Source organism: Streptomyces sp. NPDC044704, from assembly GCF_056433525.1.
This window is the reverse complement of the sequence record NZ_JBWKGY010000018.1, coordinates 76574-98535: the sequence shown is the minus strand read 5'-3', so window position 1 is coordinate 98535 and position 21962 is coordinate 76574. Positions and strand designations below refer to the sequence as shown.

At 74.1% G+C, this 21962-nt stretch carries 18 protein-coding genes; 6 read left to right on the top strand and 12 right to left on the bottom strand.

Annotation, left to right across the window (positions count from 1 at the left end; all coding sequences use genetic code 11):
- Nucleotides 1–22: 22 nt before the first annotated feature.
- Both AC07B0_RS31935 and AC07B0_RS31930 read right to left on the bottom strand, forming a co-directional pair.
- Nucleotides 23–328: a YiaA/YiaB family inner membrane protein gene (locus AC07B0_RS31935; RefSeq protein WP_478866309.1), complete on the bottom strand. Its 306-nt coding sequence runs from the start codon at nt 326–328 to the stop codon at nt 23–25.
- A 59-nt stretch (nt 329–387) separates the two neighbouring features.
- Complete coding sequence (locus AC07B0_RS31930) at nt 388–1539, bottom strand: acyl-CoA dehydrogenase family protein (RefSeq protein ID WP_356874823.1); 1152 nt, start codon at nt 1537–1539, stop codon at nt 388–390.
- 78 nt (nt 1540–1617) lie between these two features.
- Between AC07B0_RS31930 and AC07B0_RS31925 the strand changes: the two genes are divergently transcribed.
- Nucleotides 1618–2262, top strand: coding sequence for a TetR/AcrR family transcriptional regulator (locus tag AC07B0_RS31925; RefSeq protein WP_478899491.1), 645 nt, complete (start codon nt 1618–1620; stop codon nt 2260–2262).
- A 125-nt stretch (nt 2263–2387) separates the two neighbouring features.
- Here the strand turns inward: AC07B0_RS31925 and AC07B0_RS31920 are convergent, their stop codons facing one another.
- The 8 genes from AC07B0_RS31920 to AC07B0_RS31885 all read right to left on the bottom strand — a co-directional run bounded on the left by AC07B0_RS31920 (nt 2388) and on the right by AC07B0_RS31885 (nt 14492).
- Entirely contained in the window at nt 2388–3467 is a 1080-nt protein-coding gene (locus AC07B0_RS31920) for a Zn-dependent alcohol dehydrogenase (protein ID WP_478899489.1), read from the bottom strand.
- A 25-nt stretch (nt 3468–3492) separates the two neighbouring features.
- Nucleotides 3493–4905: an aldehyde dehydrogenase family protein gene (locus AC07B0_RS31915; protein ID WP_356874817.1), complete on the bottom strand. Its 1413-nt coding sequence runs from the start codon at nt 4903–4905 to the stop codon at nt 3493–3495.
- A gap of 106 nt (nt 4906–5011) precedes the next feature.
- Nucleotides 5012–6502 carry a CitMHS family transporter gene (locus AC07B0_RS31910; protein WP_478899487.1) on the bottom strand — a complete coding sequence of 497 codons (1491 nt, stop codon included), beginning with the start codon at nt 6500–6502 and terminating at the stop codon, nt 5012–5014.
- A gap of 73 nt (nt 6503–6575) precedes the next feature.
- Nucleotides 6576–8870, bottom strand: coding sequence for a molybdopterin-dependent oxidoreductase (locus AC07B0_RS31905; RefSeq protein WP_478899486.1), 2295 nt, complete (start codon nt 8868–8870; stop codon nt 6576–6578).
- A gap of 191 nt (nt 8871–9061) precedes the next feature.
- Nucleotides 9062–9682 (bottom strand): TetR/AcrR family transcriptional regulator, encoded by a 621-nt coding sequence (locus AC07B0_RS31900; RefSeq protein WP_467294732.1) that lies wholly within the window; start codon nt 9680–9682, stop codon nt 9062–9064.
- 97 nt (nt 9683–9779) lie between these two features.
- On the bottom strand, nt 9780–11096 hold the full coding sequence (locus AC07B0_RS31895; protein WP_356874811.1) for a hypothetical protein: 1317 nt from the start codon (nt 11094–11096) through the stop codon (nt 9780–9782).
- Nucleotides 11097–11242: 146 nt separating this feature from the next.
- Nucleotides 11243–12136, bottom strand: a complete 894-nt coding sequence (locus tag AC07B0_RS31890; RefSeq protein ID WP_469381824.1) for a cupredoxin domain-containing protein — start codon at nt 12134–12136, stop codon at nt 11243–11245.
- Nucleotides 12137–12371: 235 nt separating this feature from the next.
- Nucleotides 12372–14492 (bottom strand): right-handed parallel beta-helix repeat-containing protein, encoded by a 2121-nt coding sequence (locus AC07B0_RS31885; RefSeq protein ID WP_478899484.1) that lies wholly within the window; start codon nt 14490–14492, stop codon nt 12372–12374.
- Nucleotides 14493–14767: 275 nt separating this feature from the next.
- On the opposite strand from AC07B0_RS31885, the gene hmgA reads away from it, so the two are divergent.
- Entirely contained in the window at nt 14768–16090 is a 1323-nt protein-coding gene (hmgA, locus tag AC07B0_RS31880) for a homogentisate 1,2-dioxygenase (protein ID WP_467294631.1), read from the top strand.
- Nucleotides 16091–16167: 77 nt separating this feature from the next.
- Nucleotides 16168–16917 carry a GntR family transcriptional regulator gene (locus AC07B0_RS31875; RefSeq protein ID WP_356874805.1) on the top strand — a complete coding sequence of 250 codons (750 nt, stop codon included), beginning with the start codon at nt 16168–16170 and terminating at the stop codon, nt 16915–16917.
- A gap of 13 nt (nt 16918–16930) precedes the next feature.
- Here AC07B0_RS31875 and AC07B0_RS31870 read toward each other — a convergent pair whose 3' ends face one another.
- Nucleotides 16931–17098 (bottom strand): hypothetical protein, encoded by a 168-nt coding sequence (locus AC07B0_RS31870; protein ID WP_356874803.1) that lies wholly within the window; start codon nt 17096–17098, stop codon nt 16931–16933.
- Nucleotides 17099–17259: 161 nt separating this feature from the next.
- Here AC07B0_RS31870 and AC07B0_RS31865 point away from each other — a divergent pair, with 161 nt between their 5' ends.
- Both AC07B0_RS31865 and AC07B0_RS31860 read left to right on the top strand, forming a co-directional pair.
- Nucleotides 17260–18381 carry a type ISP restriction/modification enzyme gene (locus tag AC07B0_RS31865; protein ID WP_478899503.1) on the top strand — a complete coding sequence of 374 codons (1122 nt, stop codon included), beginning with the start codon at nt 17260–17262 and terminating at the stop codon, nt 18379–18381.
- 74 nt (nt 18382–18455) lie between these two features.
- Nucleotides 18456–19682, top strand: coding sequence for a CaiB/BaiF CoA transferase family protein (locus tag AC07B0_RS31860; RefSeq protein WP_469381764.1), 1227 nt, complete (start codon nt 18456–18458; stop codon nt 19680–19682).
- 51 nt (nt 19683–19733) lie between these two features.
- Here the strand turns inward: AC07B0_RS31860 and AC07B0_RS31855 are convergent, their stop codons facing one another.
- Nucleotides 19734–20003, bottom strand: coding sequence for a hypothetical protein (locus tag AC07B0_RS31855; RefSeq protein ID WP_356874799.1), 270 nt, complete (start codon nt 20001–20003; stop codon nt 19734–19736).
- 246 nt (nt 20004–20249) lie between these two features.
- Here AC07B0_RS31855 and AC07B0_RS31850 point away from each other — a divergent pair, with 246 nt between their 5' ends.
- Entirely contained in the window at nt 20250–21947 is a 1698-nt protein-coding gene (locus AC07B0_RS31850) for a serine/threonine-protein kinase (RefSeq protein ID WP_478899482.1), read from the top strand.
- Nucleotides 21948–21962 lie beyond the last annotated feature (15 nt).

Genomic DNA, 21962 nt, shown 5'->3' with positions numbered 1-21962 from the left:
CGGACTCCCGGGCAGGCCGGCGTCAACGGTCCTGCGGGGTGGGCTTCGGCGCGAAGGGGTCGTAGCCCGTCATGATCTTCTCCATCCGGGCCTGGTCGACCCGGGTGACGATCTGGGTCACCTCCTGGCGGTCGCGGATCACCTTGGCGAGGGTGAACGCCGAGGTGGTGAGGTAGAGCACCGCGATGCCGAGGAAGGCGCGCACCCAGCCGTCGGCGTCCATGTTGTAGATCCCGAGCGCGACCGCGGCGATGGCGACGCCGAAGGAGGCGACGGCCTGGCCGTAGTAGGCCCCCGTGTTCTGCTGCTTGACCGGTGTCTCGTTCATGGGTCCAGCATCGGGCGCCGCCGCCGGGCGCACATGGGCGCACGTACTCACGTACGTACTCAGAACGCGGAAACTCCCGTACGGGCCCGCCCGATCAGCAGCTTCTGGATCTGGCTGGTGCCCTCGTACAGGGTCATGACGCGGGCGTCGCGCAGCAGTTTGCCGACCGGGTACTCGTCGATGTAGCCGTAGCCGCCGTGCACCTGGAGGGCGTTGCCGGCGGCGCGCACGGCAGCCTCGGAGGCGAAGAGCTTGGCGGTGGAGGACTCGGTGGCGAAGGGCCGGCCGCGGTCGATGAGGTCGGCCACACGCCAGGTCAGCAGCCGGGCGGCGTCCACGTCGACGGAGATGTCGGCGATGAGCTCCTGGACGAGCTGGTGGTGGGCGATCGGCCTGCCGAACTGCTCGCGCTGGGCGGCGTACGAGACGGCCGCGTCCAGGGCCGCCTGGGCGATGCCGACACAGCCGGCGGCCACCGACATCCGGCCCTTGGCCAGGGCGGACATCGCGACGGAGAAGCCCTTGCCCTCGGGGCCGAGCATCGCGGAGGCGGGCACGCGGACGCCGTCGAGGGTGAGTTCGGCGGTGGCCTGGCCGCGCAGGCCGAGCTTGCCGTGGACCTCGCGCCGGGTCAGGCCGGGGGCGTCGGCGGGCACGAGGAAGGCGGAGATCCCGCGGTGGCCGGGGGTGTCGTTGGTCCGGGCGAAGAGGAGGACGACGTCGGCCCAGGTGCCGTTGGTGATGAACATCTTGCTGCCGGTGACGACGTACGCGTCCCCCTCGCGCACGGCGCGGGTGGTGAGGCTGCCCGCGTCGGAGCCGGTGCCGGGTTCGGTCAGGCCGAAGCAGCCGAGCGCTTCGCCGGAACACAGCCGGGGCAGCCAGGCCCGCTTCTGCTCCTCGTCGCCCCAGGCGGCGATCGTCTTGGCGACGAGGCCGAGGGAGACGGAGACGATGCCGCGCACGGCGGAGTCGCCGCGCCCGAGCTCTTCGGTGACCAGGGCATAGGAGAGGTGGTCCCCGCCGGAGCCGCCGTACTCCTCGGGGACGGTGAGACCGAGGAATCCGAGGTCGCCGAGCTTCTTCACGATGCCCCGGTCCACGCTCTCGGCCCGGTCCCACTCGGCGGCGTACGGGACGATCTCGCGCTCGGTGAACGCGCGGGCCAGCCGGCGTACGGCGCTCTGCTCCTCGCTCGGCTCCAGGTTCACCGGGCACCTCCGGGGCGGGTCGACCGGCCTTTAACTAGCACCGGTAGTTTATGGCGGGCAGGCCCTACTATGTGGCGCATGGCCAGACCGCGCAAGCCCCTCCTCAGCCGTGCCCGCATCGTCGAGGCGGCGGGTGCGCTGGTGGACGCCGAGGGGCTGGAGGCGGTGTCGACGCGTCGACTGGCCGCGGCGCTCGGGGTCAGCGGGCCTTCCCTGTACAACCACTTCCGCACGAAGGACGAGATCCTGGAGGCGGTGGCGGACGCGGTGAGCGCGCGGGTCGACTTGTCGATGTTCGAGGGCTGCACGGACTGGCGCCGGGCCCTGCACGCCTGGGCGCACTCGTACCGCGACGCGCTGTCGGACCATCCGAACATCGTCCCGGTGCTGGCGCGGGGGCCGGGCCGGCGCCCGGCGGGACTGCGGCTGGCGGACTCGGTCTTCGGCGCGATGACGGAGGCGGGCTGGCCGCCGGCGCACGCGACCCGGATCGGGGCGCTGATGCGGTACTTCATCCTGGGCTCGGCGGTGGCCTCCTTCGCCGGCGGGTTCGTGGACGACGAGGCGGCCTACGACCCGGCGGACTACCCCCACCTGGGCCAGGCCCATCTGCTGGCGGAGCGGCGGCGCGAGGTGGACGAGGGCGCGTTCGAGACCGGCCTCGCGGCCCTGCTGGACGGCCTGGCCCTGCAGTTCGAGGCCCTTCACGACCCGACGGCCTGACGGCCCGACCGCCTGGCCGCCCGACGACCTGGCCGCCGGCCGGACGCCCCGGCCTGCGGGGCCGGGCCGGGGCGGCCCGGGCCCCGGGCCGAGTCAGCCGGGGCCGGGTCGGGCAGGGGCCGGGGTCAGAAGACGACCAGCGAGCGGCCTCCCTTGCCCGCGAGCATCGCGTCGAAGGCCGCCGGGATGCCGTCGAGGGTGATGCGGTCGGTGACCATGGACCCGAGGTCCAGGCGGCCCGCGAGGACGTGGTCGGCGATCACCGGGAGGTCGCGGGCGGGGTCGCTGTTGCCGTAGACGCAGCCGCTGAGGGTGCGGGCGAAGTGGAAGATCTCCAGGGCGTGGAAGGTGACCTGCTGTTCCTTGCCCCCGATCCCGACGACCGTCGTCCGGCCGCCCCGGCGCGTCGACTCCCAGGCTCCGCGGATGCTCTCCGCCCGGCCCACGCATTCGACGGCGACGTCCACGCCCTGCCCGCCGGTGAGCGCGCGGACCTGCTTGGCGGTGGTGTCGGAGGCGAGCACGAACTCGGTGGCTCCGGCCGCCCGCGCGAGCTCCTCCTTGGCCGGGGAGACGTCCACGGCGACGATGGGACCGGCCTGCGCGATCCGGGCCGCCTGGAGCGCGGCGAGGCCGACCCCGCCGACGCCGAACACGGCCACCGATTCACCCGGGAAGACCTGCGCGCTGTGGTGGACGGCGCCGTAGCCGGTGAGGACGGCGCAGCCGAGGAGGGCTGCCTCGGTGAGCGGGATCCCCGCGGGCGCGGGCAGGACGCAGTTGGCCGCGACGACGGTCTCCTCGGCGAAGGCCGCGACGTTGAGCCCGGGGTGCAGTTCGGTGCCCTCTGCGTCGTGGGCGTGGACCGCGCCGACGCCCGTCAGCGCCTTGGCGCAGAGCCAGACCTCGCCGATGCGGCAGTGGTGGCACTCTCCGCAGGACGGCGCCCAGTTGAGCACCACCCCGTCCCCCGGGGCGACGTGCGTGACGCCCTCCCCGACGGCGAGGACCGTGCCCGCGCCCTCGTGCCCGAGGATCGCGGGGACGGGCACCCTCATGGTGCCGTTGGTGAGGGAGAGGTCGGAGTGGCAGACCCCGGCTGCGGCGAGCCGCACCCGGACCTGGCCGGGGCCGGGCTCGGGCAGCACGATCTCCCGTATCTCCAGCGGGGCTCCGACGGCGGGCAGGACGGCGGCGCGGACCATGGTGTTCTTCTCCGTCTCGGTGCGGCTAGAACTGCAGGGACTTGGTCTGGAGGTACTCCCCCAGGCCGTGCGGGCCCAGCTCGCGGCCGACGCCCGACTGCTTGTACCCGCCGAACGGGGCGCGCACGTTGAAGCGGCCGCCGTTGATGTCCACCTGGCCGGTGTCCATGCGGCGGGCGAAGGCCACGGCCGTCTCCTCGTCGGCGGCCCACACCGCGCCGCCCAGGCCGTAGACGGTGCCGTTGGCGATGGCGAGGGCGTCGTCCTCGTCGGCGTAGGGGAGGATCGCCAGTACCGGGCCGAAGATCTCCTCCTGGGCGATCGTCATCTCGGGGGTGACGTCGGCGAAGACGGTCGGGGCGATGAAGTACCCCTGCTCGTGCGGGCTGTCGGGCCCGCCCGCGACGAGGCGCGCGCCTTCCTCGACGCCCTTGGCGATGTACGCGCGGACGCGGTCGCGCTGGGTCGCGTTGACGACCGGGCCGAGGCGGGTGCCCGGGTCGCGCGGGTCGCCGGAGGGGTACTTGGTGACGGCGGTGGCCGCGAGGGCGACGGCCTCCTCGTACTGGTCCCGGTGCACGAGCATGCGCGTGAGGGCGTTGCAGCTCTGGCCGGAGTTGTTCATGACGTGGCCGACGCCCACCGCGACGGCCTTGGCGAGGTCCGCCCCGGGCAGGATGACGTTGGCCGACTTGCCGCCCAGTTCGAGGGCGACGCGCTTGATCGCGGCGCCGGCTATCGCGCCGATCTTCTTTCCGACGGCGGTCGAGCCGGTGAAGGAGACGAGGTCGACTCCTTCGTGCTCGGCCAGCGCCTGCCCGGCGACCGGTCCGGTTCCGGTCACCAGGTTGAAGACTCCGGCCGGGACGCCCGCCTCGTGCACGGCTTCGGCGAAGAGCTGTGCGGTCAGCGGGGTGTCCTCGGCCGGCTTGAGGACGACGGTGCAGCCGGCGGCGAGTGCGGGTGCCACCTTGGCAACGATCTGGTGCAGCGGGTAGTTCCAGGGGGTGATCGCGCCGACCACGCCGACGGGCTCCAGCAGCACGGTGGAGTTCCCGATCCGCTCCTCGAAGCCGTACGAGGCCCCCAGTTCGGCGTACGAGCCGGCCACGGCGATGGGCGAGCCGACGTGCACGGCCTCCGCGAAGCCGAGCGGGGAACCGAGTTCGGCCGTGATCGTCTCGGCCATCTCGGCCTTGCGGGCGGCCAGTACGTCCCGGAGGGCGCCGATCAGGGCCGCCCGTTCGGCCGGGGCGGTGGCCGCCCAGCCGGGGAACGCCGCGCGGGCGGCGCGTACGGCCGCGTCCACGTCCTCGGCGCTGCCGGCCGGGACCTCGGCGATGACCTGCTCGTCCGCCGGGTTGACGACCTCGATCCGGCCGGTTCCGGCGGCGGGCACCCACGCCCCGCCGATGTACATCCCGTCGTGGGCCTTCATGGCATTCCTCCCGAGCACGCACGAGCGCGTAGACCTGTAGACCTGACGTCGCCGACAGCCTACAAACTAGCGCCGGTAGTTTTCTGGGCGCCAGGGGCGGACCGGATCAGATGATGCCGAAAAGCATCCCCGCCCCGAGGACCACGAGGGAGGTGAGGGCCGCCCACTTCACGGTGAAGCGGGTGTGGTCGCCGAACTCGACCTTGGCCATGCCGACGAGGACGTAGACGGCCGGAACCAGCGGGCTGGACATGTGGAGGGCCTGGCCGACCAGGGAGGCGCGGGCGATCTCCAACGGCGACACGCCGTGGGCGGCACCCGCCTCGGCCAGCACCGGCAGGACGCCGAAGTAGAAGCCGTCGTTCGACATGAAGTAGGTCAGCGGCAGGCTGAGCAGTCCGGTGACCAGGGCCATGTGCGGCCCCATGCCCTCCGGGATGGCCCCGACCAGCCAGTCGGCCATGTCCTTGACCATGCCCGTTCCGGTGAGGACCCCGGTGAAGACTGCGGCGGCGAAGACCATGCCCGCCACGTTGAGGACGTTGTCCGCGTGCGCGGCGATCCGGGCCTTCTGGTCGGGCATGTGGGGGAAGTTCACGGTCAGGGCGAGGGCCGCGCCGAGGAGGAAGAGCACCGGGATCGGCAGCAGCTCCGTGATCATGGCGGTGAGCAGGGCGACGGTCAGGCCCGCGTTGAACCAGTAGAGGCGGGGGCGGAGCGTCGGGCGGTGGGGGTCCAGGCCCTGGAAGCCGTCCTCGTCCGGCGAACCGGCGGCGTCGACGCGCCCGGCCGGCTCCCCGGCGGGCCCGGCGGGGTCCGAGGCCCGCGGGCCGGGGACGGAACCGGAGGCCGGCGAGGTGGCGCCGGTACCTGCGCCGCTGCCGCTGCCACTGCCCGGACGCTTGCCGCCGTCGGCGCGGGCGCCCGCCGGGACCAGGACCTCCGCGGCACTCTCCTCGCCTTCCCCGCCGGGCATCACCAGGGAACCGACCCGGCGGCGCTCCTTGACGCCCAGGACGTAGGCCAGCACGAAGACGAAGAGCAGACCGGCGGCGAGCGCGGGGATCATCGGGACGAAGATGTCGGCCGCGTCGAGCTTGAGGGCGGTGGCCGCGCGGGCCGTGGGGCCGCCCCAGGGCAGGGTGTTCATGACACCGTTGGCGGTCGCGGCGACGCCGGTCATGACCACCAGGCTCAGGCCCAGCCGCTTGTACAGCGGATACATCGCCGAAACCGTGATCATGAAGGTGGTCGAGCCGTCCCCGTCGAGCGAGACGATCGCGGCGAGTACGGCCGTGCCCACCACCACGCGCATCGGGTCGGCCTTGCAGAAGCGCAGGATGCCGCGCACGATCGGGTCGAAGAGACCGACGTCGATCATCACGCCGAAGTAGACGATGGCGAACATCAGCATCGCGGCGGTCGGCGCGAGTTTGCCGACCCCGTCGATGACGTAGTCCCCGAGGTGTGCGCCCTTGCCGGCGAACACGCAGAAGAGCGCGGGGATGAGCACGAGCGCCGCGATGGGCGACATTTTCTTCAGCATGATCAGGACCAGGAAAGTCGCGATCATGGCGAAGCCGAGGAAGGTCAGCATGCAGGGAACGTAGGTGCCGCCTCCTGGACCCAACAAGATGTCCGCGCGTGAGCAATACGAGCAAAACCCCAGCTCAGGGCAGGGGTGCCAGCTGGACCGGGAAGGCGTTGAGCACCGCCGTGCCGGACAGGGGGTCCAGCAGGGTGCCGTCGAGCAGCTGGTTCACGTTGGCTCCGGGGTCGGCGGCGGCCACCGTGAGGCGGGTGCCGGCCCGGTCGTGACCCCAGCCGTGCGGGAGGCTGACGACGCCCGCGCGGACGGCGTCGGTGATCTCCACGGGTACGTCCAGGCTGCCGCCGTCCGCGGTGAGCCTGGCGCGCCCGCCGTCGGTGAGGCCGTGCCGGGCTGCGTCCTCGGGGTGGACCTGGAGGGTGCAGCGGTTGGAACCTCCGACGAGGGCCGGGACGTTGTGCAACCAGCTGTTGTTGGACCGCAGGTGGCGGCGACCCACGAGCACCAGGGCGGCGGGGCGTTCGGCGAGCGCCGCGCGGAGCCTGGGGAGCTCGGCCGCGATCGGGTCCGGGAGCAGCTCGATCCTGCCGCTGCGGGTCCTGAGCACGCCCGGAAGCCGGGGCCTCAGCGGGCCCAGGTCGATGCCGTGCGGGTGGGCGAGCAGCCGTTCCAGGCTGAGCCCGGCCCTGGGCTCCGCCGCGTCCGGGCCGCCGCCCGACCGGTGGCCGGCGCTCGTGGCGGCGGCGTCGTTCCCGGCCGCCCCGAACCGGTCCCCGTACGGGCCGAGCCGGAGCATCAGGTCGAGCCGCCGCTCGGGGCCGTTCTCACCGGTGAGGAGGCCGGCGAGGCGCGCCGGGTCGGCTCCGTGCAGCGGGGAGTGCCGGTCGGCGGTTTCCTTGGCGAGGGCGGCCCGGATGGCGAGGTCGTCGACCGCGGAGGGCTCGGCGGAGCCGTGCGTGCCGGAGACGGCCAGGACGAGACGGGCGTGGATCTCGCACTCGTCCAGCCGGTCCGCTTCGAGGGGAACGGCCGGGCGGGTGTAGCGGACCTGGTTGTGTACGGCGAAGCCGTTGAAGGCGAAGTCGTGGTGCGCGCTCTGGGAGGGCGGCGGCGGGGGCAGGACGACGTGGGCGTGCCGCGAGGTCTCGTTGAGGTAGGGGTCGACGCTGACCATGAAGTCGAGTCCGGCGAGGGCGGCGTCGAGCCGGCGGCCGTCGGGGGCGGACAGCACCGGGTTGGCTGCGATGGAGATGAGGGCACGGATCCGCCCCTCGCCGGGGGTCTGGATCTCCTCGGCCAGGGAGGCGATGGGCAGTTCGCTCTTCGCCTCGGGGTGGCCGCTGACCCGGCTGTGCCAGCGTCCGAGGGCGAACCCGCGGCCCGGTCCGGCGGGACGGGGCCGCGGGCCGGCCGCGGCGAGCGGGAAGAGGGCTCCGCCCGGGCGGTCGAGGTTGCCGGTGAGGATGTTCAGCACGTCGACCAGCCAGCTGGCGAGGGTTCCGTACTCCACGGTGCAGCTGCCGATCCGGCCGTAGACGGCGGCGGTCGGCGCGGCCGCGAGTTCGCGGGCGAGGGCGCGGATCTCGGCGGCCGGGAGGTCGCAGGCGGGGGCTGCTGCCTCAGGGGTGAAACTCCCGAGGGCGTCGGCGAGTTCCCGGAGCCCTTCGAGGTGGTCGGTGAGCGGGCCGGGATCCGCGAGCTTCTCCGTGAGCAGGGTGTGCGCGAGCGCGGCCAGCAGCAGGGCGTCGCTGCCGGGGCGCGGGGCGAGGTGCCAGTCGGCGAGGCGGGCGGTGCGCGTACGGCGCGGGTCGACGACGACGAGCGTGCCGCCGCGGGCGCGCAGCGCCTTGAGGCGGCCGGGGAAGTCGGGGGCGGTGCAGAGGGATCCGTTCGACTCGACCGGGTTGGCGCCGAGGACCAGGAGGAAGTCCGTACGGTCCAGGTCGGGGACGGGGATGGCGAAGGGGTCGCCGAACAGGAGCCCGCTGGACACGTGCTTGGGCATCTGGTCCAGGGTGCTGGCGGTGAACAGGTTGCGGGTGCCGAGGGCGTTGACGAGGAGCGGCGGGTAGAGGGCGCCGGCCATGGTGTGGACGTTCGGATTGCCGAGGACGACGCCGACGGACTGGGCCCCGTACTCCGCGACGAGGGCCGGCACCGCGGCGGCGACGGCCTCGTACGCCTCGTCCCAGCCGGCCTCGCGCAGGCGTCCGCCGCGGCGGACGAGGGGGGTGCGCAGCCGGTCGGGGTCGGCGTCGAGCGCGCCGAAGGCGGCGCCCTTGGGGCAGATGAAGCCGCGGCTGAAGACGTCGTCGCGGTCGCCCCGGGCGCCGGTGACGGTGGTGCCCTCGATGGTGAGGGTGAGGCCGCACGTGGCTTCGCAGAGCGGGCAGATGCGCGGGGCGGTGCGGGGCATGGACGCTCCTGTAGGGCGGCGGGCTGCAGCGCGGGCACGGGCCGGGCCCTGCCTCCGGAGGGGCTGGGCGGCGGGCGCACCGAGCATACCGACCGGTAGGCACGGCGGGGAGGGGTCTGCGGCCGCCCGTTCGACGCGGAGTCCGGGGCGGATCCGGTTGGACGGGAGGCCGGCGCGGGGCGGAAGCCGGTTCAGTCGAGGACGCGGGCCAGGTAGGCCTGCATCATGGCCCGGGTCTCGGCGACGATTCCGGGGTCTCCGGCCGGGTCCGTCCGGAAGGCGAGCTGGATCAGCGCGTCGGTCGCCTCCACCGCCACCAGGACCGCCCTGCGGAGCTCGGCACCGGGGGTCAGGCCGAGGTGCGCGCAGAGCAGTTCGGTCAGGCGGGCGGCGACGAGGTTGTTCGGGTCGGCGGCCGGACCGTCGGCGGGCGGCGCGGGCACCCCGAAGTCGACCAGGGCGAACCCGGGGACGCTGCGCTTCATGGCCAGGTACTCGTCCAGCACCGCGTCGACCGCCGGCCGCCAGTCGGCGGCGGGGAGTGCGGCGAGGCGTTCCTGGATGCCGTCGGCGTAGCGGTCGAGGTTGCGGTGGGCCAGGGCGATGGCCATCGCCCGCTTGTTGCCGAAGAAGCGGTAGACGGAGCCGATGGGCACTCCGGCGCGCAGGGCGACGGCCCGGGTACTGAGGTTCTCGTACCCGGTCTCGTCGAGGAGTTCGGCGCAGGCGTCGAGGATCCGGACGAGGCGGTCGGCGCTGCGTTGCTGGACGGGGGTCCGGCGCAGGGGGTGGGCGGGAGGCACGGGGTCCATCATGCCGCTCCTGGCTTTTCGGTCCAGCGTTCCCGGCCCCGCCCCTCGTGAATCGTCCCCCTCCCCCGCAGTCCCCCCTTCCGCCTCCGGCGGGCGGTCAGTTCAGCAGGAGGGCGAGTCCGCCGACGGTGTAAGCGATCATCAGCGCGAGCAGCGGGAGTTGGCCGGCGACCGCCTTGGCGGGCGGGAAGAGACGTACGGAACGGTCGTGGGCGGCGATCACTCCGAGTACGTGCCCGGTGACGACGGCGAGGACCTGGAGGGTGGCCAGACCGCCAGGACCCAAGGGGGGACTGGGTTCGGGGCCGTTGTCAGTGCCGAGTGCGATGCTCACTGTGCGTGGTCCTTCGGTGACGAGGAGGGAGAAGTAGTGGGCGATGAGATAGCCGACGGCGATCGGCACGAGTGAGTGCGCGAAGGCGGTCAGCGGGCCGGGGTGAGGACCGGCGACGAGGCGGGTGGCCGCCGCGCACAGGCAGTAGAGGGTGGCGACGAGGGCGATGGAAGCGAGCAGTCCGAGCGTGGCCGTGGGGGTACGGCCGAGGGGGGAGGTCTGAACGGCGTTGATCCAGGAGGGGTTGTCGCTGAAGCCGTCGTAGGCGGTGGAACCGAGGAGGACGCAGACGGTGGCGACGAGTCCGGGCCGCTCGGGCGTCGCGTCGAGTCCGTGGAAGGGGTTGCGCAGGACCAGGCGGCCGTCGCTGCGGCGGCCGAGCGGGGCGAGCCGGGCCAGGAGGCCGGAGTAGGCCTCGAAGGCGTCGGCGTCGGTGAACCAGCGCTCGCCGAAGCGGGCGGCGAGGAGCAGGTGGACGGCGGCGTAGCCGGTGAGAGCGATCAGGAGGGTGGTGGTGGATGCGGGATCGGGGGCGACGAGCTCCAGCCAGGTGAAGCCGAACAGGCCTGCGGCGGCGGGCCATTGGCCGAGCCGGGCGGGCAGCGGGCGGCCGGGTCCGGGCGGGCGGCCCCGGAGCCGGGCTCGTCCCCGGGAGAGCAGGAGGTGCAGGGTGCGCAGCGGGTTGATCAGGCGCCAGACGGGGCCGAGGAGGAGGGAGGCGGGGACGAGGCCGACCCAGAGCAGGACGTAGACGGCCCCCGGTGCGGGGTTGCGGGCGGGGTCGTCGGGACCGAGGAGGAGGTGGAGGAGGACGGCGAGGGCTGCGGCGAGACCGAGTCCGCGCAGGGTGAGGCGGGTGGCCGGCGCGTCGGCCACCCGCTGGAGCCCGGCGGGCAGGGCGAGGCCGGAGCGGTCGCCGCGGAAGCGGGAGGCGGACCAGAGCAGGCCGAGTGCCAGGAAGGAGACGAACAGTGCGGTGAAGGCGCCGGCGAAGGCGTAGAAGGGGGAGATGGGCAGGTCGTGCTGGGATCCGATCCCGTGCGCGAGCAGGGTCGACGGGTCGGCCGGGTGAAGGACCACGCCCTGGCCGGCCCCGCCGGCCGGGCCCTCGCCGGGACCGGGGGCGAATCCGGGGGCGAGGCCGGTGGCGAGGCCGGAGCCGGGTTCGCCGGGGGGCCAGGGCCAAGCCCCCGGCGCGCTTTCCGACGACGTCCGGCCGCCCGGCGTCATCGGACGAGGAGCTGGGTCAGGAGCAGCTCGGACTCGTGGGTTTCGACCTCGAAGAGGCCTGCGCGGTCTGCCGTCAGAACGAGGGTCGCCTCCTGTCCTGCGGGCAGGGCGAGTTCCTTGTCGTAGCCGTGGACGTGGAGGGTGTCCGCGCGGTCGCTGGTGACGCGCAGGGCCACGCGCTCGCCGCGCTTGAGCTCGGTGCGGCCGGGGGCGGGGTGCACCTTGCCGTCCCGGACGGTGAGGGTGACGGCCCGGTCGGCCGGCGGGGTTCCGGTGGGTGTCGCGGCTCCGGTCGGGGTGCCGGTGGCGCTGCCGCTCGGGGCGTCTGCCGGGTGGCTGTGGGCGGCCTGTCCCCCTGGGCCGGCGGTCAGGGGGAGGCCGGCCTCGACCGCCTTGCCGGCGACGGCCCAGGCGGTGTGGTCGTCGGCGTAGAGGCGGACCGTCAGGGTGTGCGCGCCCTCCGGCACCTGCGCCGCGGGCAGGTGGAACCAGGGGCCGTACAGCCGGGCCAGCTTGCGGCCGTCGAGCTCCAGGTGGGCGTGGCCGGCGCCCGGGAGGGCGCCTCCGCCGGTGCTGTCGGGGGTGAAGCGGAAGTTGGTGACGGCCAGTTGGAGGTTCCAGCCGTCCTCGGAGTCGGGGCGTGCGGTGAGCCGGACCTCCGGCGCGCCCCGCGCGGGGACCTCGCGCAGTCGGTGTCCCGTGCCGTCCTGTGCCTCCAGGAGGGTCCCGACTCCTCCGGAGGCCTCCTCGTGGGTGGTGCCGGGTTTGTGGTGGGTGGTGGCCCGGCCCCCGCAGCCGGTCACTGCGCCGCCCGCGAGGACCAGGAGGACGGCCACCAGTGCGGCGACGCGGGTGCGCCTGCGGGGCGGCCGGGTGGCGCGGGTCGGTATCCCGCACGCGTCACAGCGGACGCGGTCTTCGGGGCGGACACTCACTGCGGACCTCCGGTCAGGGGACGGGCCGTATCGAAATTCCGCCCACGCGGGCCCCCGCCACGGCCGGCCCGCCGGTCCATGACGCCCCGGTACCCGGCGGGCCACGGGCGCGGCCTCACACACCGCCACCGCGGACCGTGGGCCCGGCCGGGGTTGGCCCGGCCGGGGGCGGGGGCCGGGTGGGCGGGGGTCATGGGGTGGGGGCGGTCGTGGTCAGGGGTGGGGACGGGGGTGGCGGGGTCGGGGCGCGGTCGCCTTCCGGGTCGTCGCCGGGGCCCGCGGGGTGGGCCGGGGTGGGCGGGCCGGGGCGGGCCGAGGCGACGACGGCCCACAGCACCCACACCACCGCGAGCAGGGCCCGTACCCAGGCGGGGCTCAGCGGGATCCACGGGATCATCAGGACGGCCTTGTCGAAGGCGTCCAGCAGGGTCAGGGCTCCCAGGAGCAGGGTGAGGCGGGCCAGCCAGGGGCGTTCCGCGCGCAGGACCAGTCCGGCGCCCGTCCACCACAGGCCCAGCAGGAGCAGGGCGAGGGCCGGGACGAAGGTGTCCACCAGGGGCATGGTGGATCCGGCCACGTCCAGGGCGAGGCCGGCGAGGCCGAGGAGGGACGCCGCCGCGCCCAGCCGGGAGCCACGCAGCCGGCGCCGCCACAGCACCCCGCCGACCAGCAGCAGCACGGCGGCCGCCCCCAGGGCGATCTGGGTCTCGACCCGCTCCAGGCCGCGGGCTCCGTACCAGTCGCAGCCCGCCGGGAGCTTGCGCGCCTGGACGCTGTAGTCGGCGCAGACCAGCAGCTGGGCGAGTTTCACCGGTTCGCCCACCAGGCGGGCCGACGCGCCGGACACCGCGCCCCGGCGGTCGCCGCACTGCGGGAGCGTGCCGGGGGTGGAGCCGTCGGGTCCGTCCTGCCAGCAGTTGCCCTTGCCCTGGCCGTCCCACCACACGTCCGTGCCGTTGGGGCGGGAGGCCCCGGACTTGTCCTTGCCGAGCACGTTGCCCGCGTAGCGGTTGTGGTGGGAGGTGTCGGTCTGCTTCGACCACTCCTCCTCGCCGCGGATGAAGGCGGGCACGGCACTGAGGAAGAAGCCCGCGCGGCGGTGCCCGTACACCCAGTTGTCCTCGTAGAGGTTCCAGTTGCCGCCCGCGGTGATGATGCCGGTGCCCGGGGGCATGGAGATCTGGGGGCAGACGACGCCCTGCTCGTAGCCGCGTTCTGCGGGCGGTTTGGCGCAGGTGCCGTCGGCGACGTACCGGTAGTAGTCCTGGTTGTTGTCGTGGATGAGGTTGCGCTCGAACCGGGCGTGGTTCTGCGGGAGTCCGGGGTGGCCGGGGAAGGCGCTGTCCATCGAGGCGCCGCCCATGTTCTGGTCGAACTCGTTGTCGTGGACCCAGACGGAGTCTCCCGCGGTGCCGGAGTAGCCGACCATGTTGTGGTGGCTGCGGCAGCCGGTGATCTCGATGGAGTAGCGGGGGACGTCGTAGCCGCGGCCGTCGTTGATGTCGGAGGCGCTGCCGGGGTAGATGCCGGAGTCGCCGTTGCCGTACGACTCGCAGTTCTTGTAGAGGCCGTGGTCGCTGGCGAAGGTGAGGAAGCCGTACTCGTCGTTCCAGCGGGTCAGTACGTCGTCGATGACGAAGCCGTCGCCCGCGAGGACGTACAGCGAGTTGAAGGTGGTGCGCTGGGCGGTGAAGTTGCGGAAGTAGATGCCGTTGGACCGGTCGGCGCGCAGTGCGTTCAGCTTCCGGTACTTGGCGTCGATGACGACGTCCGTGCGGGAGGCTCCGGTGCCCTCGATCTGGAGGTCGGTCTTGCCGAGGATCGCGACGAGGTTCTGGTTGTGGCGGCACTGCTCCTGCTGCTCGTAGGACAGGATCTGGTAGCCGAAGGAGGAGTTGGGGGCCTTGAGCGCGGCGCACTCCCCGGTGGGCGGGGGCAGCGAGGGTTCCTCCTCGTAGAGGCCGGGGAGGATCGCGATGTTCATCCCGGGCCGGTCGACGGCGTCGACGGCTTCCTGGAGGTGGCGGTAGCCGCTCTTCTCGCACCGCTCGTACAGGGCGAGGTTGCGTTGTCTGAGGGCGTCGGGGAAGCCGGACGTGCGGCGTTCGAAGGCGGCCCGGTCGGTCTTGCAGACCAGCAGGTCGGGTTCGGCGGAACGGTACTGCGGGACGGATCCGGTGCCGTCGGGGAGGGCGACGGGGCGCTCCTCGTGCGCGCGGGCGGCGGGCGCGGCGGCGAGGAGGGACAGGAGCGCGAGGAGGGCGGCGAGGAGCGCCGCCGGCACGGCAGGGAACCTGCGGGTCCACGACATGCGCGAGAGAGTAGAGCAATGTTCATCTTTTCGGATCCCCCTCTGCGGGAATCCGTACGTCCGGCAGAACATCGACCCCGCTGAAGACCCGCCGAAGGCCCGCCGAAGATCCGCCCGAGCCCCGCCCGAGCCCCGCCCGAGGCCCGACGGGGCGGGCGGCCGGCACCCGCCGGATCGAGCCAGGCGGGCGACGCGGCCGCCGGGCACCGTTGACGGGCGGGTCGCGGAATCCTACTGTCGACCATAGGATTCCTTCGACGGAGCGGGAGCAGCACATGAGTGAGCAGGCCAGGAAGACGGCGGAGGCGCTGGAGTACCTCACCGGCTTCGGAAACGAGCACAGCTCGGAGGCCGTGCCCGGCGCTCTCCCGCACGGCCGGAACTCGCCCCAGCGCGCCCCGCTCGGCCTGTACGCCGAGCAGCTCAGCGGCAGCGCCTTCACCGAGCCGCGGGCCCAGAACCGCCGCTCCTGGCTCTACCGGATCCGCCCCTCGGCCGCGCACCCGGCCTTCACCCGCGTCGACAACGGCGCCCTGCGCACGGCGCCCTTCACCGAGACGGTCCCCGACCCGAACCGGCTGCGCTGGAACCCGCTGCCCGACCCGGCCCCCGGCACCGACTTCCTGGCCGGCCTGTGGACCCTGGGCGGCAACGGCGACGCCGCCCAGCGCACCGGCATGGCCATCCACCTCTACGCCGCGAACGCCCCCATGACGGACCGGGTGTTCAGCAGCTCGGACGGGGAGCTGCTGATCGTCCCCGAGCGCGGCGGCCTGCTGCTGCGCACCGAGCTCGGCCTGCTGAGCGCCGGTCCGGGCGAGGTGGCGCTGATCCCGCGCGGCGTCCGCTTCCGCGTCGAGCCGCTGGACGCCGGCGACGGCCCCGCGCGCGGCTACGTCTGCGAGAACTACGGCCAGCCCTTCGAGCTGCCCGGCCTCGGCCCGATCGGCGCCAACGGCCTGGCCTCGGCGCGCGACTTCCGGGCCCCGGTGGCCGCGTACGAGGACAGCGAGCGCCCGACCGAGGTGGTCAACAAGTTCTGCGGCAACCTCTGGTCGGCGACGTACGACCACTCGCCGCTCGACGTGGTCGCCTGGCACGGCACGCACGTCCCGTACGTGTACGACCTGCGCCGGTTCAACGTCATCGGCTCGATCAGCTACGACCACCCGGACCCGTCGATCTTCACGGTGCTGACCTCGCCCTCCGACACCCCCGGTCTCGCGGGCGTGGACTTCGTGGTGTTCGCGCCGCGCTGGCTGGTCGGCGAGGACACCTTCCGTCCGCCGTACTTCCACCGGAACGTGATGAGCGAGTACATGGGCCTGATCGAGGGCGCCTACGACGCCAAGGCCGAGGGCTTCGTCCCGGGCGGCGGCTCGCTGCACAACATGATGTCCGCGCACGGTCCGGACCGGGAGACCTTCGACAAGGCGAGCGCCGCCGAGCTGAAGCCGCAGAAGATCGACGACGGACTGGCCTTCATGTTCGAGACCCGCTGGCCGATCACCGCCACCCCCCAAGCGGCGGACGCCGACCACCTCCAGCGCGGATACGACGACGTATGGCAGGGTCTCCAGCGCCACTTCCGCGCCTAACATGCGCATGCGCGGGCGGGAGTCCGCTCGCGCATGCGCACCGCACGACGTCCGGCCAGCCCTACGGAGAACCACCCGTGACCGCCTTCGCCCCCGACTCCCTCGTACTGAACCGGAAGCTGCCGCTCTGGTATCAGGTGTCGCAGTCCCTGCGCGCCTCGATACTCGGGCGCACCCCGGACGCCTCCCTGCGGCTGCCGACCGAGGAACAGCTCGCCGAGCACTACGGGGTGAGCGTGCTGACGATGCGCCAGGCGCTCAAGGAGCTGGAGGGCGAGGGCCTGATCAGCCGCCACCGGCGGCGCGGGACCTTCATCGAGCCGGGGGCGCGGCGCGGCGCCCCCGTGCGGCTGCTGGGCTCGGTCGACGCGATCGTGGCGCAGCAGTCGGGCGAGCGGACGACGATTCTCGGCCATGAGCGCACGCCGGTGTCCGGGGAGCTGCTGGAGCACTTCCCGGACACGGCGGAGGTCGTCACGTACCGCAGGCTCCGGTACGACGGCGAGAGCGACGAGCCCTCGAACTGGGCGGAGAACGCGGTGCGCCCGGAGCTCGCCGAGGCGGTGGACCTGGCGGACCTGGTGCGCTGGCCGATGACGAAGGTGCTGCGCGACGTGGTCGGCGTACGGATCAGCCGGATCACGGACACGGTCGAGGCGCGGCTGGCCGACCCGGTGACGGCCGAACTGCTGCGGGTTCCGCTGCTGAGCCCGATCCTGCACTACACGGGGGTGACCTACGACGAGGACGGGCGGGTGGCCGACGTGGCCCGGATCCGGTACCGGGGCGACCGGTTCTCCTTCACGGTCACCGTCGACGCGCCCTGAGCCCCGGACGCTGCTACTTCGTCTCGTCGTCCTCGGCGCTGCGCTCGCCCTCGGCCTGCGAGGGGGTGGTGCGCACGGTCTGCGGGTGGTGGCGCTGCTCGCGCTGCTTGTCGTCCATGTCCTCGTCGAGGCGTTCGCCCTCGGCCTGCGAGGGCGTCGAGTACTCGTCGTACTGGCTCATGGCCGGCTCCTCCGTCGGTACGGATGGGTGCACACGTCACATATGCGTCCATAAGGAGCGTAACGCTTCGGCCAGGACGCGGCCCGCCCCCGGCGGGCGTCGCTACCATCTGCCGGGTGAGCGCTGAGACACCGCCGCCGAACCCGCTGCTGGACGAACTGATGCCCTGGGCCGTGGGCGGCCTGCGCCTGGGCCGGGACTGGGTCGCGGCGCCCGACCCGGCCACGCTGCGCACCCGCTGGAGCGCCCTGACGGGCGCCGAAGGGGCCGAACGGGAGCGGCTGTTCCGCCCGTCCCGGGCGCGTACGACCGCCTCCGGCGCCGCCGCCCTGCCGGGGCAGCGTTCCGCGACGGCCCGGTTCGCCGACGCGCCCGGCCCGTTCCCCGAACCCGTACGGGTGCTCCGGGCCCCCTTCGACGAGCAGTGGCTGCTGCCCGACCAGCGGCTCATCGACTCGGCGCGGCCGGAGCTGTGGCGGGTCCGCGACGGGTACCAGCTGTTCGTGGTGGAGATGCCGGAGCTGCTGGTCACGGCGCACCTCCCGGCGGGCCGGCTCGGCCGGATCCGGCCGCTGCACCGGCGCCCCGGCGGCGCCGAGCCGAACCTCGCGCCGGGCCTGCTGCCGTTGCTGGGCGAGCGCCTCGGCGGCTGGGTCACCGCGGAGGACGTGCTGTGCTGGATCCTCGCCGCGGGCCGCCCGGGGCCCCGGGGCCACGAGGTCCCGCTCACGGCCGACCCGGAGCGCTGGCGGGCCGGGCTGGAGCTGGGGCACCGGCTGCTGGCCGTCCAGCTGCGCGGGGCGCGGGGCGGGGAGCCGCCCCGGCTGCCCGGCGGCCGGCGGCCGTACGTCCGGGCGGCGGTCACGGGGTGGCCGGACGGCATCGGGTACGACGCGGAGAGCGAGACGCTGACCCTCGGGGACGGGGCCGTGTCGCCGGTCCCGGCGGCGGCCTGGGAGTACGAGGCCCAGGGCGTCCGGGTGCTGGAGGCCTGGTTCGCCGCCCGCTGCGCGCACCGGGCGGCGGACGCGGACGGGCTGGCCGCGCTCGGCCCGGCCGGCTGGCCGCAGGCCTGGACCTCGGAGCTTCCGGCGCTGGTGACGACCCTGGCGCTGCTGGCCGCGCTGGCCCCGGAGCGGGCGGCGTTCATCCCGGGGCCGCCGTTGCCCGCCTCCGAGCTCACGGCCGCCGGGGTGCTGCCGCCGCCGCGCTGGGCCCGGCGGCCCGCCTCGGTGCTGGACCACCAGGAGGAGGGTCCGGGCGGCCAGTTCGCCCTGCTCTGACCTCCGCGCTCCGCAGCGCGTCGTCCCCTCCGGGGGGTGACAGACCGGGGCGCGCCGGGATAGGGATCGGTGTCATGGACACCGACACCGAGCCCCTTCCCCTCGCCGGCCTCACCGTCATCGCCGTCGAACAGGCCGTCTCCGCCCCCTTCGCGACCCGTCAGCTCGCCGACCTCGGCGCCCGGGTCATCAAGGTCGAGCGCCCCGACGGCGGGGACTTCGCCCGCGCCTACGACACCGCCGCCCACGGTCTGGCCTCCCACTTCGTCTGGGCCAATCGCGGGAAGGAGTCCCTCACGCTCGACCTGAAGGACCCGCGCGGTCTGGAGGTGCTGCACCGGCTGCTCGACGACGCCGACGTCTTCGTCCAGAACCTCGCCCACGGCGCCGCCGCCCGGCTCGGGCTCGACGCGGCGACGCTGTGCGCCCGCTACCCGCGGCTGATCGCCGTGGACGTCTCGGGCTACGGTCCGCAGGGCCCGTACGCCCACAAGCGCGCCTACGACATGCTCGTGCAGTGCGAGGCGGGTCTGGTGTCGGTGACCGGCACTCCCGACGAGCCGGTGAAGGCGGGGATCCCGGCGGCCGACATCGCGGCGGCCATGTACGCCTTCTCGGGGGTCCTCGCCGCGCTGCTGCGCCGCGGGACCACCGGGCGCGGCGGTCCGGTCGAGGTGTCGATGCTGGACTCGCTCGCCGAGTGGATGGGGCACCCGCTGCACCACACGATGCACGACGGGGAGCAGCCCGTCCGCACCGGACTCGCGCACGCGGTGATCGCTCCGTACGACGCGTACGCGACGGCCGACGGGGACCGGGTGCTGCTGTCGGTGCAGAACGACCGGGAGTGGCAGCGGCTCGCGCGGCAGGTGCTGGAGCGGCCGGACCTGGCCGCGGATCCGGCGTTCGCGACGAACGCGGCGCGCACCCGGAACCGGGAGAAGACCGACGCGGTGGTGGCCGCGGCGCTCGGGGGGCTGGGCGCGGAGGAGGCGGTCCGGCGGCTGGAGGAGGCGGGGATCGCCTGCGCGCGGCTGAACTCGGTGGCCCAGCTGGCCGGGCACCCGCAGCTGGCGGCACGGGACCGCTGGCGGGAGGTGGGTTCTCCGGTGGGCCCGCTGCGGGCGCTGCTGCCGCCGATCGGGCTGCCGGGCGGCGCGGCACCGCGGATGGGAGCGGTGCCCGCGCTCGGCCAGCACGACGATGCCCTGCTGCGCGCCCTGGGGATGACGGGCGCGCAGATCGCGGCACTGCGCCGGGACGGTGTGATCGCCGGAGGCCGGGGAGACGCCGGCGAGTAGGGACGTGGGCCGGGGTGCAGCCGGAGCGGCCGGCTGCGCGACGGGGTCGGTTTACGAGCGGCGGCTGCCGAAGAGCGTGCGCCGCAGCCTGCGCAGCGGGGCGAAGAGGGCGACGCGCGCGCTCCGGCTCCGCTGGACGTGCGTGTGGTCGCGGGACGTGAGCTCACGCATCAGCAGGGTCGCCTCGGCGGACTCGTGGCGCGGGACGGCGGGGCCGCCCAGCACTGCGAGGTGGCGGTCGAGGCGCGAGCTGGTCGCGTTGCTGCCGCAGGTGATGGCAGGCACGCGAGGCGGCCTGCTGCGCATTGCTATCTGTTCCATGTCTCTCCCCACCCGTACGAGGGCACCCGGCCCGGGCAGGGTAACCCTATCGCCCCCGCGTCGCGCTCGGGTATCCCGGTGGTGTGAATTACCCCTGTCCTTACGGGTAGTTGACGATTACTCAGCGGAGTCGACCGTCACTCTCCGCACAAATCGGCCCACTTGGGGAGCCCTGCAGGGAGTGACGTCACGACAGGGGCCACGGAAGCCTTCCTGCGCTAACTTGGAGTGATCGCCCGGTGACGCATGGGGGTACGCGTGAGTGGGAACGAAAGTGACGACGCCGCGCGTGTCGTCGCGGGCCGGTACCGGCTGCTCGGCCCGCTCGGCCGCGGGGGCATGGGGATCGTCTGGCGGGCCCGGGACGAGGTACTGGGCCGCGAGGTCGCCGTCAAGGAGGTGCGGGCGCCCGCCGGTCTGGACGCGGCGGAGGTGGCCCGGATGTACCGGCGCCTGGAGCGGGAGGCCTGGGCCGCGGCCCGCGTCTCGCACCGCGGGGTCGTCACGGTCTACGACGTGGCGAGCGAGGACGGCCGCCCCTGGATCGTGATGGAGCTGGTGCGCGGGCTCTCCCTGGCCGAGGTGCTGGAGGGCGAGGGGCCGATGACCCCGCAGCGGGCGGCGCACGTCGGCGAGCAGGTCCTCGCCGCGCTGCGGTCCGCGCACGGGTCGGGGGTGCTGCACCGCGACGTCAAGCCGGCCAACGTGCTGATCGCCAACGACGGCCGGGTGGTGCTGGGCGACTTCGGGATCGCGAGCCTGGAGGGTTCGTCGGCGATCACGATGACCGGCGAGGTCGTCGGCTCCCCCGAGTTCCTGGCTCCGGAACGGGCGCTCGGGCGCGATCCGGGACCGGAGTCGGACCTGTGGTCGCTCGGGGTGCTGCTGTACGCGGCCGTGGAGGGGGTCTCGCCGTTCCGGCAGGACACCGCGCTGTCGACGCTCCGGGCCGTGGTGGAAGGGGAGTTGCCGCCGCCGCGCCGGGCCGGCCCCCTGGAACCGGTCCTGGAAGGGCTGCTGCGCAAGGATCCGGACCGGCGCCTCGACGCGGCGGAGGCTTCCCGGATGCTGCGGATCATCGGTGCGGGCGGCGCCGTACGGGCCGCCGGCGGACCGGCGTCGGAGCCCGGCGCCCCTGCGGTGACGGCGCGGTTCGGGCAGGACGGGGGCGGCGGGCCGTACGGGGCGGCGACCCCGCCGGTGCCGGTGCCGGTACGGGGCCCCGCGCCGGGGCCGGGTGCGCGGCAGGGGAACGCGGGCACGGTGCTGACCCTCGGCATCGTGGTCCTGCTGGTGGCCCTGGGCCTGCTGGGGTGGCTGCTGCTGAAGGACCGCCAGAGCGGGGGCGGCCGGGGCGCCGGGGCTCCGGGTACGGGTCCGGACTCCCCGGCTCCGGCGTCCGCGCCCCCCTCCCCTCCCCCGTCCGCGCCGGCCTCCGCTTCGGCCTCCGCGTCCGCCTCGGCCTCGGCTTCGGGGAGCGCGGAGCCCGCCCAGAGCGTCACCGTGTACGTCCACACCCTGCGCGCGGTCTACAGCGGCAGCTGTCCGCCGCCCGCCGTGGGCGCGCCCGCCTTCACCGCCACCCTCGAAGTCGCCCGTACTCCCGTCGTGCTGGAGTACCGCTGGGCCACGCGCGGCGGGGACGCCGCGGACCGGGGCTGGGAGAGCGTCTCGTACGAGGAGGGCGGACCGCGGACCCGTCAGGTCCTGCACACCGCGTCCGGGTACCGGCCGGGGACGACCCTGGACGACGCGGTCCGACTGGAGGTGCGGCAGCCGGTACGGACGGAGTCCGCGTGGCTGGAGTTCTCGGTCACCTGCTCGCCGCCGCCGACCCCGACGGGCGGAGCCTCCTCCTCCCCGCCCGCTTCGCCGGAGCCCTCCGGGTCACCGGGTCCGGCGCCCCCGTCCACGGGGGCGCCGGACCCGGAACCCGCTCCCTGAAGCCCGGGCCCCAGG